The 13383-nt window shown below is 58.4% G+C and carries 13 protein-coding genes; 1 reads left to right on the forward strand and 12 read right to left on the reverse strand.

The genetic code is table 11. The annotated features are described in order from the left end of the window. Position 1: 1 nt before the first annotated feature. From F6X42_RS35695 to F6X42_RS35710, 4 genes are read right to left on the reverse strand one after another with little or no spacing between them, the layout of a single operon-like run. Complete coding sequence (locus tag F6X42_RS35695; protein WP_187638651.1) at positions 2–688, reverse strand: response regulator transcription factor; 687 nt, start codon at positions 686–688, stop codon at positions 2–4. 37 nt (positions 689–725) lie between these two features. Then, a complete protein-coding gene (locus F6X42_RS35700) occupies positions 726–2129 on the reverse strand; it encodes a HAMP domain-containing sensor histidine kinase (protein WP_187638663.1) in 1404 nt (467 codons plus the stop codon). 7 nt (positions 2130–2136) lie between these two features. Further along, entirely contained in the window at positions 2137–2814 is a 678-nt protein-coding gene (locus F6X42_RS35705) for a response regulator transcription factor (RefSeq protein ID WP_187638652.1), read from the reverse strand. A 43-nt stretch (positions 2815–2857) separates the two neighbouring features. Then, the gene (locus tag F6X42_RS35710; RefSeq protein WP_187638653.1) at positions 2858–3232 is read right to left on the reverse strand and encodes a hypothetical protein; all 375 of its coding nucleotides are present in this window, start codon (positions 3230–3232) and stop codon (positions 2858–2860) included. Positions 3233–3961: 729 nt separating this feature from the next. Between F6X42_RS35710 and F6X42_RS35715 the strand changes: the two genes are divergently transcribed. Then, complete coding sequence (locus F6X42_RS35715) at positions 3962–5290, forward strand: MFS transporter (RefSeq protein WP_187638654.1); 1329 nt, start codon at positions 3962–3964, stop codon at positions 5288–5290. 38 nt (positions 5291–5328) lie between these two features. Here the strand turns inward: F6X42_RS35715 and F6X42_RS35720 are convergent, their stop codons facing one another. From F6X42_RS35720 to F6X42_RS35755, 8 genes are all read right to left on the reverse strand, one after another. Continuing rightward, the gene (locus F6X42_RS35720; protein ID WP_187638655.1) at positions 5329–6666 is read right to left on the reverse strand and encodes a ferredoxin reductase family protein; all 1338 of its coding nucleotides are present in this window, start codon (positions 6664–6666) and stop codon (positions 5329–5331) included. A gap of 454 nt (positions 6667–7120) precedes the next feature. After that, on the reverse strand, positions 7121–7744 hold the full coding sequence (locus F6X42_RS35725; RefSeq protein ID WP_187638656.1) for a heme-binding beta-barrel domain-containing protein: 624 nt from the start codon (positions 7742–7744) through the stop codon (positions 7121–7123). Positions 7745–8113: 369 nt separating this feature from the next. After that, positions 8114–8488, reverse strand: a complete 375-nt coding sequence (locus F6X42_RS35730; protein ID WP_246530388.1) for a prolyl oligopeptidase family serine peptidase — start codon at positions 8486–8488, stop codon at positions 8114–8116. Between the two features lie 99 nt (positions 8489–8587). Next, a complete protein-coding gene (locus F6X42_RS35735) occupies positions 8588–9010 on the reverse strand; it encodes a hypothetical protein (protein ID WP_187638657.1) in 423 nt (140 codons plus the stop codon). A 51-nt stretch (positions 9011–9061) separates the two neighbouring features. Further along, a complete protein-coding gene (locus F6X42_RS35740; RefSeq protein ID WP_187638658.1) occupies positions 9062–10081 on the reverse strand; it encodes a Gfo/Idh/MocA family protein in 1020 nt (339 codons plus the stop codon). Between the two features lie 122 nt (positions 10082–10203). Beyond that, positions 10204–11040, reverse strand: a complete 837-nt coding sequence (locus tag F6X42_RS35745; RefSeq protein WP_187638659.1) for a shikimate dehydrogenase family protein — start codon at positions 11038–11040, stop codon at positions 10204–10206. A gap of 143 nt (positions 11041–11183) precedes the next feature. After that, complete coding sequence (locus F6X42_RS35750; RefSeq protein WP_187638660.1) at positions 11184–11636, reverse strand: cupin domain-containing protein; 453 nt, start codon at positions 11634–11636, stop codon at positions 11184–11186. Between the two features lie 123 nt (positions 11637–11759). Next, positions 11760–13193: an MFS transporter gene (locus F6X42_RS35755; RefSeq protein ID WP_187638661.1), complete on the reverse strand. Its 1434-nt coding sequence runs from the start codon at positions 13191–13193 to the stop codon at positions 11760–11762. Positions 13194–13383: the final 190 nt, after the last annotated feature.

Genomic DNA, 13383 nt, shown 5'->3' on the forward strand with positions numbered 1-13383 from the left:
GTCAACCATTCGTCAGCGTGAGCTGATAGCCGTAGCGTTTTAATGTATCGATGTGTACATCCGGATAATGCGGCGATAGCTTGCGACGCAGACGCGATATGACAAGATTGACGCTCGAAGCAGCGACGTCATCGTGATCGGGCCACGCATAGCGGATCAGATCGGATCGTGACACAGGCAGATTCGGCTGGCGCAGCAGGCATTCAAGCAGCATGGATTCGCGGCGTGTTAAATAGAGCCGCTGTACCCCCAGCACCAGCTCCCGCGTGGCAGTATCGAATGTGGGACACACGGGCACCTGTCCCTCGCGTTGGACCGCATCAGAGCTAACGCGCCGCAATGCATGCATGCGCTCGTGCAATTCAATGAAAGACAGCGGATGGCAGAAGCAGGCGTCGCCACCGGCTCGCAGTACCTGCGTCCTTTCCTTTGCGTGAGTCGCACCGAGCGCCACGATAATTGGTGCACCGCGGCTTTCGCTCGCGAGTTTTGGTAGGGCAGCTAGCAGGCAGGCATAGGGCGGACCGTCTGTCGACATGACAATCACTACGTCAAAGCGCTCTTGACCTGCCAGGAAGATCGCATCCTTCAAATCGTCGACGTGCTCAAGGCTGTGCGCGCTCTCGATCAGGGCTTTCTGAAGCCAGGCGGCCTCGGGTTGTGTACCGGTAACTAGTAAAACACGCATGAACTGTTGAGTGCGAGGGGCTGATTGAGAAAATCGGTCATGTCAATGTTTTGGTCCAGCACTGAATCGTCACGCGCGTGCCCGGGTTCGCATCGCTGATGCGCATGCAGTAGTCATGCACGTTCACGACTGCCGAGACGATGCTCAGCCCGAGACCGGAACCCGGCAGATGTCGCGTCCGGTCGCTGCGATAAAAGCGCTGCAGGACCGCGTTGCGTTCATCCGCAGGAATGCCCGGACCACTGTCGATGACATCGATCTGCGGGCCACGCGACGTCCGAATGAGTTCGAGCCTGACGGTGCCTCCATCCGGCGTGAACTTGATCGCGTTGTCAAGCAGATTGCTGAGAGCTTCAAAAATCAACGCGCGGTCCGCATGCGTCGTACCGACGCTCGCAATTTGTGTGACGATGCCGATTGACCGGCTCTCGGCCAGCGGTTCAAAGAGTTCGCCGACTTCCGTCAAAAGCGAGGCCAGTTGCATTTCCTCGAAACCGCCGCGACGTTGCAAGCTTCCGATTTCGGAGATACGCAGCATCGCACGGAAGCGCTCCAGCAGTGCATCCGTGTCGCGCCGCGCGTCATTTACTAGCTTGTTCAGCTCGGCGTCCGGTAGTCCGGCTATTCGTTCGTCAATGTGCACCAGCGACGTGCGTATATGGCTAAGAGGCGTTCTGAGATCGTGAGCGATTCCGTCGCAGGTTCCTTTCACCTCGTTCATCAGCCTTTCGACTTCGGCGAGCATGTGGTTGACCAGTTGAGCAAGCATATCGATTTCATCGCGTCCCCCAGTCGGCAGACGTTGTCCGAGGTCGCCGCGTTGCGCAATACATTGGGTCACGCGGCGGATCGCTTTCAGGCGTCGAACCTGTCTGACGCTCAGTGCTAGTCCGGCAATGACGCCCGCGCTGAGACAGAAAAGACCACCGCCGATCAGCGCAATGATCATGGTTTGCCGTATGCGCAAGACATGGGTAAGATCTCTCGCGATCACCAGCGTGTCACCGTTCGCGCGCTGGGCGGCCATGACGCGAACCATTGGGGCTGTTTCGTTGCCTCCGAGTACGAGTTTGTCTCCGAGAGTCATACCCACGCGATTAACGGGGACACCAGGCGGGCGCACGAGTATATCGCCAGCCAGATGCCGTCCGTCGGAAGCAAACAGGCCGTAAAAGTTGGGGTGCATGCGCTCGTGTTCAGAACGCTGACGAACGGCGTCGGCGAGACTGTCGACGGGAGTGGTATCGAAATAGATCAATTGCCAGTGGAGGACTGCATCGGTTTCGCGGTCCATGACGAACGTGACCGAACGTTCCACCAGCACTAACAGCAGCATGACGGAGACAGAGAAGATCGCCGCATAGACCGTCACAATGCGCAAGGTCGTTGAATGCCAGCGGCCGCCCAGCACCGGCTGCGAGGAAAATGCGGGGTCGCTCAAGATGCCGCTAGCCAAGTAAATATCCTGAACCGCGTACGGTCTGGATCAATGGTTGCACGCCAGGCGGATCGATCTTCTTGCGCAGACGGCCCATATGAACATCGATCAGATTAGTGCCCGGGTCGAAGTGATAGCCCCATACTGCTTCGAACAACATCGTGCGGGTGATTGTCTGACCTGCATGGCGCATCATGTATTGGAGTACACGATATTCGGTGGGGAGCAGCACGATCTCTGTGTCGTCGCGTGTAACCGTGCGTGCGACCAGATCGAGTTCGAGAGGACCGACTCGCAAGGTTGCCTCGGATTGTGCCGGTTGCACTTGCCGGCGGCGTAGCAGCACTTCTATACGTGCTGCCATCTCGTCGGCATCGAAGGGTTTGGTGAGATAGTCGTCGCCGCCGGCGCGCAAGCCGCGAATGCGTTCGTCGACGTCGCCCAGCGCGCTCAGCATGAGCACAGGCGTCTGAATGCCGATGCCGCGCATCGTCCTAAGTATCGTCAACCCGTCGGCGCCCGGTAGCATGCGGTCGAGGGTGATGACGTCGTACTCATCGCTGAACGCGCGCGCCATTCCCTCGCGGCCGTCCGCAACCCAATCGACGGTGAAGCCGCGATCATTTAGCTCTCGCACGATTTCGCGTGCAGTCATCTCGTCATCTTCTATGGTCAACACTTTTGACATTGTCTTTCCTCGGTTCGCGTCCAACAGAGCAGCGTGAGATGCGCTAATTCGGCATGCAATGTTCCTGGTCGAGGGCCGCGAGATGCCGGGTTATCGCTTCGCGCAGTTGTGCGAGGCTGTGCGTCGGTAATGCGAATCCGGTCCATCCCAACCCGCTATGCCGAAGGATCAGTACCGCGCCGTCATACAGCGGGTGCTTTTCGGTATGCCAGCATGGGTCCATCTCCAGTACAAACTGCTGCTGTGGGGACGGCTGCAGGGGAATATCGGGGCGCATTCCCGCACGCAGGTAGCTCAGACGGTGAATCACTCCGTCGATGTCTTCTGCGTCTAGAAGCACCGCTGCATTTTCAATACCCATGCGTACCGCGGGTTTTCCGTGTTCGTTGACGACTTCCAGGCTCATAGCTTGCGGCATTGCGTGCTCCCAGGATAGATTGTCCTCGCCCATTATTGCGCGCGGAAAACCCCGGCTGTGTGAAAGAGCGCGATGCTTCGATGAAACTTTCTTTAAGCACGAGACTATCCTAAGAAATCCCGCGTGGAAGAGTCATCTTGCAGCTTAGTCCTGGTCGCATTTCAGGGCTTTCGCCCGCACATTAAAAAATTTTAATGTGGCGTCGGCTCAAGCCGGCGGCTCGACATGCGTGTATCTCAGCATGTAGCCGGCGCTGACAATGCAAGCGCAACTTGTGCCCGCCGCGCATCGCTGTCTCGCCTGAACTCCGATCGATGTCCCTCGAGATCCTCAACGCTGCCGCTGGTTGCACTGTTCAACTGCTATGCCGGCCACCATTGCTGGCGACGCGCAAGGCGCTGCTCTAAAGCGAGCGCTTATTGCGAAGTTGAGCGCTGTCCCCGATCACTGACGTGCGGGCCACGGCAGCTTCGACGTGCAAAGAGATTAACTAATCTTCATCGTTTGGGTAGCAAGCCGATACCGGCAGCAGACTACGCTGGTTAGCAGCCTGTTTACACGTTTAGTACCCAAGCGGTCGGCTATCCGGCTTGCCCGGCAAATCTGTATGAACGTCGTGATATCGCATTCGCGCCTATTCACTACGTCTTTGGTCGTGCCCAAACGACGATAGCCAACACCTGCAAAACGCCAACAAAACGGGAGATCGCAATTCCTTGGAGACAATCCATGCAGTCCAGCTCAACTGACTCCCACCGCCGACAGTCGCCGATTATCGCCATCTTTCGCGTGACAGCCGGTAATTTTCTTGAGCAGTTCGATTTTTTTCTCTTCGGCTTTTACGCCACGCAGATCGCCGCCGCCTTCTTTCCCCTGCATAGCGAGTTTGCTTCGTTAATCTCCACCTTTGCCGTATTCGGTGCCGGGTTTCTGATGCGCCCGCTTGGCGCGGTATTTCTCGGCGCCTACATCGACGACGTCGGTCGGCGCAAGGGCCTTATCATGACGCTTGGCCTCATGGCCAGCGGTACCGTGCTGATAACGTTCGTGCCTCGGTACTCGACAATCGGGCTCCTGGCGCCGGCTCTCGTGCTGATTGGCCGCTTGCTCCAAGGCTTTGCGGCGGGCGCCGAGCTCGGCGGGGTTTCTGTTTATCTTGCGGAATTGGCGTCGCCAGGAAAGAAAGGTTTCTATACCAGTTGGCAGTCAGCCAGCCAGCAATTGTCGATCGTCGTTGCGGCGAGTCTCGGGTTTGCCCTAAACCGACTAATGGATGCGGCGGCAGTCGCAGCATGGGGATGGCGTATCCCATTCTTCGTCGGTTGCCTGGTTGTGCCGTTCGTCTTCATGCTCAGATACAAGCTCGAGGAAACAGAGGAATTCAAGAAGCGCGAGACTCGACCACCGATGCGCGATGTGATCCGCACCTTGGCCGCTAACTGGAAGGTCGTGGTAGCTGGAGCCATGCAGGTAGCCATGACCACCACCAGCTTCTACCTCATTACTGTCTATGCACCGACATTCGGCAAGACTGCCTTGCGCTTGGGCACGGCGGACAGCCTGCTCGTGACCGTCTATGTCGGCCTGTCGAACTTTATCTGGCTGCCGGTTAGCGGTGCCTTGTCGGACCGGGTAGGGCGCCGACCGCTGCTGCTGTCGACCACCGTGCTTGCACTCGCCACCGCCTACCCCGCACTTTCGTTTCTGGCCGACGCGCCGACATTCGGCAGAATGCTAGTAGTGCTTCTTTGGCTTTCGTTCCTCTACAGTATGTACAACGGTGCGATGGTCGTGTCCCTTGAGGAAGTGATGCCATCGGAAGTGCGCGTTGCGGGGTTTTCGCTTGCATATAGTGCTGCGACTGCGCTATTCGGCGGCTTCACGCCGGCAATCTCCACAGCATTGATCCACGCAACGCACGACAATGCGGCACCTGCCTGGTGGTTGAGCTTTGCTGCGGCATGCGCATTCTTCGGTACCTTGGCATTATGTCGGCATAAGCCGGCGTCTGTGAGTCCGTCTTCAGCACGCGAATCTCGGTCTGTTCCGCGACCTTAGTCAGCACGGGCGCTTGGCCTTCTGGCCGCCAATCCGAATCAGCGCATGTCGAATAGCTCCTGATGGAAGTCTTCGTGCGCTAATCCACGTGCAACCAGATCGTGCCGCAAGTTCTGGCCAAAACTCGCTGGCCCGCAGAACCAGACATCGGAGGAGATCCAGTCTGGCACGATCTCACGGACGCGCTGCCCTGTCAGGCGGTCGTCCTTGCCGCTAATCAGCACGTGAAGGCGCACGCTGGCGGCAATTGCCAGTTGACTAACCTCGCGGACGAACTCGTCGTCCATTGCGTTAGTGCTATAGAACAGGTCCACTGCGCGTTGATCGGAATGACGCTCTCGCGCTTGCATTCGCGCGAGAAATGGGGTTATCCCAATTCCGCCGGCGATCCAGATCTGTCTTGGTTTGTCGCTGCGAAAGTCGAAGCGGCCATATGGCCCTTCAACGCTGACCTGGTCGCCAGCCTTTAGAACGGCCGGCAATTGCTCGGTGTAATCGCCAATGCTCTTGATATGAAAGCGCAATTTGCCGTCGTCGTGCCACGCCGATGAGATTGTGAACGGATGCGCACCCTCGTTCGCGTCGAACGTGACGAAGGCAAATTGTCCGGCGGCATGGCCCAACCAGCGGTCCTTGAGTTTGATGACGATGCTTAGTACCCGCATCTCCCGGTAATGCACGCGGTCCTCGACATGCCCGGCTGCTTGTCGCGTTCGTCCGATACGGCGCAGCAGCGAGACGGACGCGGCCACCATGGCCAGAAAAATCAGCAGTGTTATTACTGGGCCAATCGCTGTGGTCCAGTAGCCGTGCTTCATGAGTACCACCGCATGGAACGCCAATAACGGGTACGCAACTGCTAGCAGCCGATGTGTCCTGAAGAAATGTCGGTAAGGAAAGGCTTTCAGCAATGCAACGAAGATGATTGCAACCGTTGCATAGAATGTCCATTCGCCAATCCCTTTCGCGAGCCCATGCTGCGCGTCTAGAATCTGGACAAAGGCTGACGGCGCGACCGATGCTGACAAGCCGCGCTCGCGCAACGGCCTTTGCATCCAGCCCAGGCCGATTACCCAGTTTGGAGACTTTGCACACAGCCAGTGAAGTGTGGAAAGCACCAGTGCGCTGATACCGAGCCATTTGTGCAGTCGGTACATCTTGTCCAGCCCGCCGAGAAAGCGCTCCATGCTGGTCGGCCGGACTGCTATAACGATGCCCGAACTCATGCAGCCGATCGCGAGAATGCCGGTCAAGTTGATCATTGACAGTTGCAAGGCGCGGAATCCATGCGACCCGGGCAATGAACTTTCAGCAATTAGCCAGAGCAGGGCCAGCCCTGTTAGCAAAAGCAGATAGGTTAATCTGATGTTTTTCACGATGTGGATGCGCCGCAGTGTGACTCCGGTGCGCAGTCGTCGAGCCGCGCTGGAGCTGAGAACACGGTTGAAACGGCCTGCCGTTAGTTGACAGCAGCCGCGAGCCTTCGTCCGGCTATGTCGACGGTTTCTCGGGGTGCCGATCTTACTGCCGGACGGTGACCGGATCAGACTGACGCAATTGATCAATAGCCGGGGGCAGGCGATTGGATGTATGCGATGTTGAGGGTCGGCAGATCCAGAAAGAAGCTTCCGACCCATCGCCATTTCCTGCCTGCGCCCGGTCACCATTCTTCGTGAGTTGAAGAAAGTTTGCGGACGAGCCAATGTAGCCCGTACAGCCTAAAAAGTCAGCTGCTGGAACATGAAGTTATTTTTATGCAGTTGTCAGTGCAATCGCTCACCGCGCGTTGCCTGGGCAGCGTCGCGGCGAGACGCGGACTTGCGAGATGAACTAGCTTGCCTTGCTGAGGGCGCTAGAGTCAACGTGGGTGAACGACTTGCCGTACACGTGTAATTGCGTTTTTTGCGCGTATTTCAATGTATCTCCCGTCATGTCGAACGTGATCGAGAAAACACTTGTCGCGTCGTTCTTCAGCATGTACTGAGATTCGGCTACCCCGTTAGATTTTGACGTTAGAGTCATCTTATCGCCGGCTTTTCCTTCCGCCACAACGCAGACCGCCCGTGGAATACAAAATGAGTCATAGACAGTCTGGTTCTTCTTGTCGTAAATCAGATAGCCGCGTTGGTCATGGAACTGTTTGTTGTCCCTTTTTCGGAACACCTGCAGCGTATAAGCCATTGCCACCAGGTATTGATCGCTGGCATTCGTTGCATCCGCTGCGGGTTCAAAGGTCAACTGTTCGTAATAAGGTTCCACTGCGGGATTGCCTGTGCCTACTGTGGAACCCACTTGACCGGGCGCCACATCGAGGCCGCCGGCAGCAACGGTTCTCCAGGTTCCGGCCAGTTTGGCTAATGGACCGAAGTCCATTCCTTTAATGACGGTTCCCTGTGCGTATGCGGTGGACATCGTTGACAGGGCGATTGCAAAACAAACGACGTATTTATTCACGATTTGCGGTCCGTTATTCAAAAAAAGTTTTCTTGTCTGACGGCTATTTGACAAGAGAAGCTAACGTCAATTGTTTCATGTCCTGTAATTCCAGGTTTCAAAAAAAGTCTGCGCGCCGTAGCGGCCGGCCTGGTGCAAACGGCCCGTACAGTCGCCAATAACTCATGGCAGACTCAGGGATGCCAAGTCTGGGACGCGACGATTGACGCAAGTATCAACTGTAGCTGCCGTCGGATGTGTATCGCGCCGACGGCGCGACGACGGCTGAAATCTTTCCCCGTGCTGGCTCGAAGAGCCGCAGTCGGCCCACGCGCCGACATCTGTATCGAAACGCGACGCCGCCATCCTCGATGTTCACAAGCAGCCGGGCTACAACGTCGTGCAGACGATCGCCAACATCACGGCGAAGCTGCCGGCACACCAGTACACCCCGCCAGCGTAGACAGCGGCCCCTTTGAAGGTCGAAGAGTGGGCAACGTGCATCTGCACCACCGCGAAACCGCCAGACGAAATACCCGCGACGAAGACCTTCGTCGGGTCGATCCGATAGCGCTGAAGTTTTACGATCGTGGACGCGCCCGATCCACCGTCCGCGGTCGGGCTCCCGGTGGCGGCTAACGCCGTCGCCTGTGCCGGTGCACCGGCATCCGTACTGGCCGAATCGCCACCACCCCCGCACCCGGCGAGGCAGATCGCTAACACAGCTGCCGACGCTAACCGTAGGCCTAGCGCCATCGTCATCATTGTCGTCTCCTCGTCGGAGCGGAATAAAACTAGTAACGCCGCCACCGCCCGTCGAACTACCGGCCGTTTCAGCTTCCGCCTAAAACTCGCTAACGCAAGTCATCGATAAGCGCGAACAGACGATTGCGGCGTGCGATGCGAGCGACCATATCCAGCAAAAATCGCTCCTGCAGCGCTTGTAATCGCAAGCCTTATCAGCATGAAGCTTGTTCGGACGGCTTTCGTCAGGATGCTTTGCAACCGCAACTGTGCGGCCGCGACGAACAGCATCGGTAGCGCGCCGGGCAGCGCAATGGCGACGAGTCCGAGTTTGCCGAGTGGCATCGTGCGCATACTCCAGACAATAGCCTGGCAGACGGCTTGCACATCGGCTACGGGACCTAGCTCGGGAGTGTCCAGAATGTCCGGACTGCCGATGTCTTCTTTCAGGATCCAGCGACGGTGCACGAGGCGGTCATGATGACCGACCAGACTTCCGTAGCTGAATATGGCATGACGCTTGACCTTGCCGAGCGTCACCATGAACGGCGTGAATCCTTATCGGCTCCGGGACACTACGATCCGACGGCTCAGTCACACGGAAATTGGCTTCAACGTCTGAAGTGCCCCGCCCTGCCGGGCCGAAGCGTAGGCCGCGTCCATGACTTGCATCATCAGCTCCGCATCGCGCAACGACGCGATCGGTTTGGCGCCAGACTGGCTTTCGGCGAGCACTCGCTTGACGAAGAGCGGGTAGTAGACGTCGGTATCGAGCTGGAGGCGGCGGCTTCGCGTGCCGGCTGAAAGGTTGTTCCTGTCACGAATCTCGATTCGGTCCGGTCCGGATTTCACATACAGACGATCGGAAGCAAGGGTAAAAGAAAATTCGCGCTGCTCGTCGGCGGTACTGGGAAAGCTGTACCCCGTCTCCACCAGGCCGATCACGCCGTCTTCGGTTTGCATGGTCAGCAGCGAATAGTCTTCTACGGCACCCCGATGCGTTCTCGAGTTCATGATCGCGGAGACGCGGGCGATTTCCTTGCCAGTGAGCAACCTGAACAAGTCGATGAAGTGCGTGGCCACATTGATTGTCGACCCGCCGCCGGAATACACGGGATCGAGCGCCCAGCCGGCGCCTGCCGCTTCGTACCGACTGGGCGGACCCACAACGAAACGGAACGACATGTAGTTGAAGTCCGACGGTATGCGGCCCTCCGCATCTTCGAGTGAGCCGAGCAATTCACTCATCCGGAAGATCAATGGAACCGCGCAATAGAGATTGGCTTCCTCGGCCAGGGTGCGAAGCCGGGTGATCTGCGACAGGTTGACCCCACACGGCTTTTCCAGTGCGAACGGAATGTTGCGTGCGATCACCGCCTCAGCGAGCGCTGGCATTTCAGAATGCCGACCGAATACAAATGCGAAATCGACCTGCTCACGCTCGAGCAACTCATAGGCCGACGAGTACAACCTGCTTCCAAATCGTGCGGCAATCGCGTCCCCCTTCAGGTGCTCGGCATCCGACACTGCAACGACCTGAATTCCTGGCGCTTCAAGCGCATCGAGGTAAAGCGGGACATGCCAATGGCTAGCCTCTATCAATGCAACTCTCATACGTATTCTCCCTTCAGATATCTCGCGACTCTTTTCCACCAGAAGTCAGTTGATGAAGACTGCCAGCCCCGGCGCTTCCCTTATGTTCCACACCGTGTCAGCTATGTCGCCTGACTCGGCATTCATCGTAGGCCGCCGTTCGGTAATGATCGTCCATCGGGACGGTAGTCGAATCCAAGGAAGCGCAAGGCATACAGCGCCTGTCCCTGGTGCATCGGACCGCCGTCCTGAGTGCGGCACCCGCGGGCGTGCGCGGCGCGGCGAAGCGGCGTCGGCTCCGCCGAATTGACGATGTCTACGACGATGGCACCGGGCGCAAGCCGCTCTGGATCGACTGGCATGGCATCGTTCACTTTCATGCCAAGCGGCGTTGCATTGATCACGACCTCGAAGCCGTGCGGATCGGCGGGGGCCGATCGTGTATTGCAGCCCGTCCCAACAGCGACGGCTGCCGCAAGATCGTCGGCCCGACGCTTATCGACATCCGATATGGTCAGCGTGCTAGCGCCCGCGGAGGCGACGGCGAATGCGATGGCTCGGCCCGCGCCTCCTGCGCCAACGAGAAGCACCGACTTATTGGCCGGATGGTTGCCTTCCCACTGCATTCCAAGGACGCAGCCGACGCCATCAAATATCGCGCCGACCCAGCGTCCGTCTGCTTCGCAGCGAATGACGTTGAGCGCGCCCACCTGACGGGCAGTCGAATCCAACTCGTCGACAAATGCGAGCATCCGTTCCTTGTGAGGCATAGTGACCAGCATGCCGGACAGATTGCCCATCGCTCGTGCACCGCCGACGAAGGCCGGCAGGTTATCTCCCTTGACCCAGAAGGGGATGCAAGCCGCGTCGGCGTGCTGCTCGATAAACAGCCGGTTCAACAATTGTGGCGATTTCGCCGCGCTCAGCGGGTCGCCTACCAATCCATAGAGTCGCGTTGTGCCAGAGATATGTAATTGCATTGCCGCTTGATATCCGATGTAAAACGAAGGTCGATTCCTGCACATTCGCTACGGCGTACAGCGTCGAGGTGCCCACCTGTTGCGACGTACAACGTGCCTTATGGAGAAAGCCCGTATTCAGGAAAGCTGGATGCGCCTGTTTGCTACTTCCATGGTGCCGGCGGTTGAGCCAGATCCCACGTCCCGAAGACCGCCGGCTCGTTGATCTCGATCACTTCGAGATCATCCGAGCGCCACATCACGTTGTGCGGAACGCCGGCGGGCTGGGACAGGCCGTCACCGGCGCTGAGCGTGACATCGCTGTCCACGCCGGCAAATCGAAACGTGACCGATCCGCGCAGCACATAGAGGTAGTGCGCGGTCATGTCATGCCAGTGCCAGCCGGTGGGTGCAGTGAACGGCTTAAGCGCGCGAATATGCTTCGCCCCGATGCGACCGCTGGTGGCGGTGGCGAGCCCAAGGTCGCGATACTCCGAGTCGGCGCGCAGGCCCTCCTGATTCCAGGGGGTCTCGGACGCGCTGATGTGCGACAACGCGCTTAGGGACTGCGCGAGTTCACGCGGGCCGTCGTAACGCGGCGTGCCTTCGTTGTGCATGTGCCTTTCTCCTCTATTGCTTCGGGTACTCACAGTAGCCGCGGACGGCAAATCGCGCGGCTCAACGGCCCAGCGTAACTTGCGCCCCCGCGTTCGGCGCGACGAGTGCGGCGGTCACGGCGGCTAAGGCCGCAGTTCATTGGCAAGCTCCCCTGCATCGGCATCCTTGATCGTCCGAGCCATAGCTTCACTGCGCAGGCGTTCATATTCAGCCTTCGGTACGGCGACCGCATTGCGGTCGCCCAGATCGGCAAGGCGAATACGGTACGTTTCTCGTGTAGTGAACGCGGCAAACGCGGCAACCAGGCAAATACCCAGGGTGAGAAAACCTATCTTCAGCGGGATATGGGTGGACCCCGGAGGCGCGACTGCGACGAAAAGCGACGGCAGCAAGGCACACAAAGTCGTCCCGACGTTTTGCCCGATCGCCATGCCGGAGACGCGCACGCGCGTGCGGAACAGTTCGGGGAAGAGGCTCGGGAACACGCCGTTGAAGCCCTGGTAAGCGACGCCCCACATGAGCAACGAGAAGACCAGTGAGAGCCAGATACTGTGGATGCTGATGGCGTACAGGTAGCCGAAAGCGAAGATCCCGGAGCTCACAACGCCGACGATAACGGGGGGCCTGCGGCCGATCCTGTCCGAGAGGTTGCCGACGAGCGGGATCAGTATTACGGAACAAAGGTTGCCGAGGACCGGCACCCACAGAAAGACGCCGGCAGGAAAGCCAATGCCGTACGCCGGCTGGACTGCATAGGTCGCGCCGAACACAGTCGCAAGGAGCGCGGTGACGGCGGCGAGCGCCATGCCGACGACGCGTAGCACGTCGCCCCAACTCTCGCGAAGGACCTCGATGACCGGCGAGGCCGGAACTTCCCCGTGTGTCTGCTCTTCGGAAAATGCGGGGGTTTCATCTACCTGACGGCGAATGATGTAGCTGGCGATGATCACAACGATGCTCAGCAGGAACGGAATGCGCCAGCCCCACGATGCAAACTGGTCCTTCGGCATAAAGTGCGCGAGCGGCAGGAAGATAGCTGCCGCAAGGAGCTGTCCCGCCTGCACCCCTTGAAGGGTGAAGCTCGCAAAGTATCCCCGCCGTCCGAACGGCGCATGTTCAAGAATCATGGAACTCGCGCCGGACATCTCGCCTGCGACTGCAAACCCCTGGACGAGTCGCAGGATGACGAGCAACACCGGAGCCCAGACACCGACCTGGCTGTAAGTGGGCAAGAGGCCCACACACATCGTTGCAAAGCCCATCAGGAACATGCAAAAGATCAGCACTGTCTTGCGACCGTGTCGGTCGCCGATGTGTCCGAGCACCATAGCGCCAATCGGTCGGGCGACATAGCCCACACCGAAGGTCGCCAGCGAAGCGATGATGCCCACCGTTGGACTATCAGAGGGAAAGAAGAGCTGCGGGAACAGCAGCGAGGCTGCGGTCGCGTAGATGAAAAAGTCGTAGTACTCGAGCGCTGAGCCGATCCAGCCGCTAGCTGCTGCAATCCTCGATTGGCGCTTGCCGTCGGGCCTCGCCGGTGCACTAGGGTTCATGCCTGTCTCCATTTGTGATTGACTTTCTGTTGGTGCTTGTCTATTGTTGTAACATCGTTCCACTAAGAATCATGTTACGTCAATTATGAGAGTTGTCAAGGGTGCAGTTGACCGGTCGCTACAGGCGATCGAGTTGCTCGCAAGAGAAGCGCGATGGATGCGTATGTCGGACATCGCCGCGGAACTGGAG

The organism is Paraburkholderia podalyriae (assembly GCF_014397785.1).
GTDB classification, from domain to species: Bacteria; Pseudomonadota; Gammaproteobacteria; order Burkholderiales; family Burkholderiaceae; genus Paraburkholderia; species Paraburkholderia podalyriae.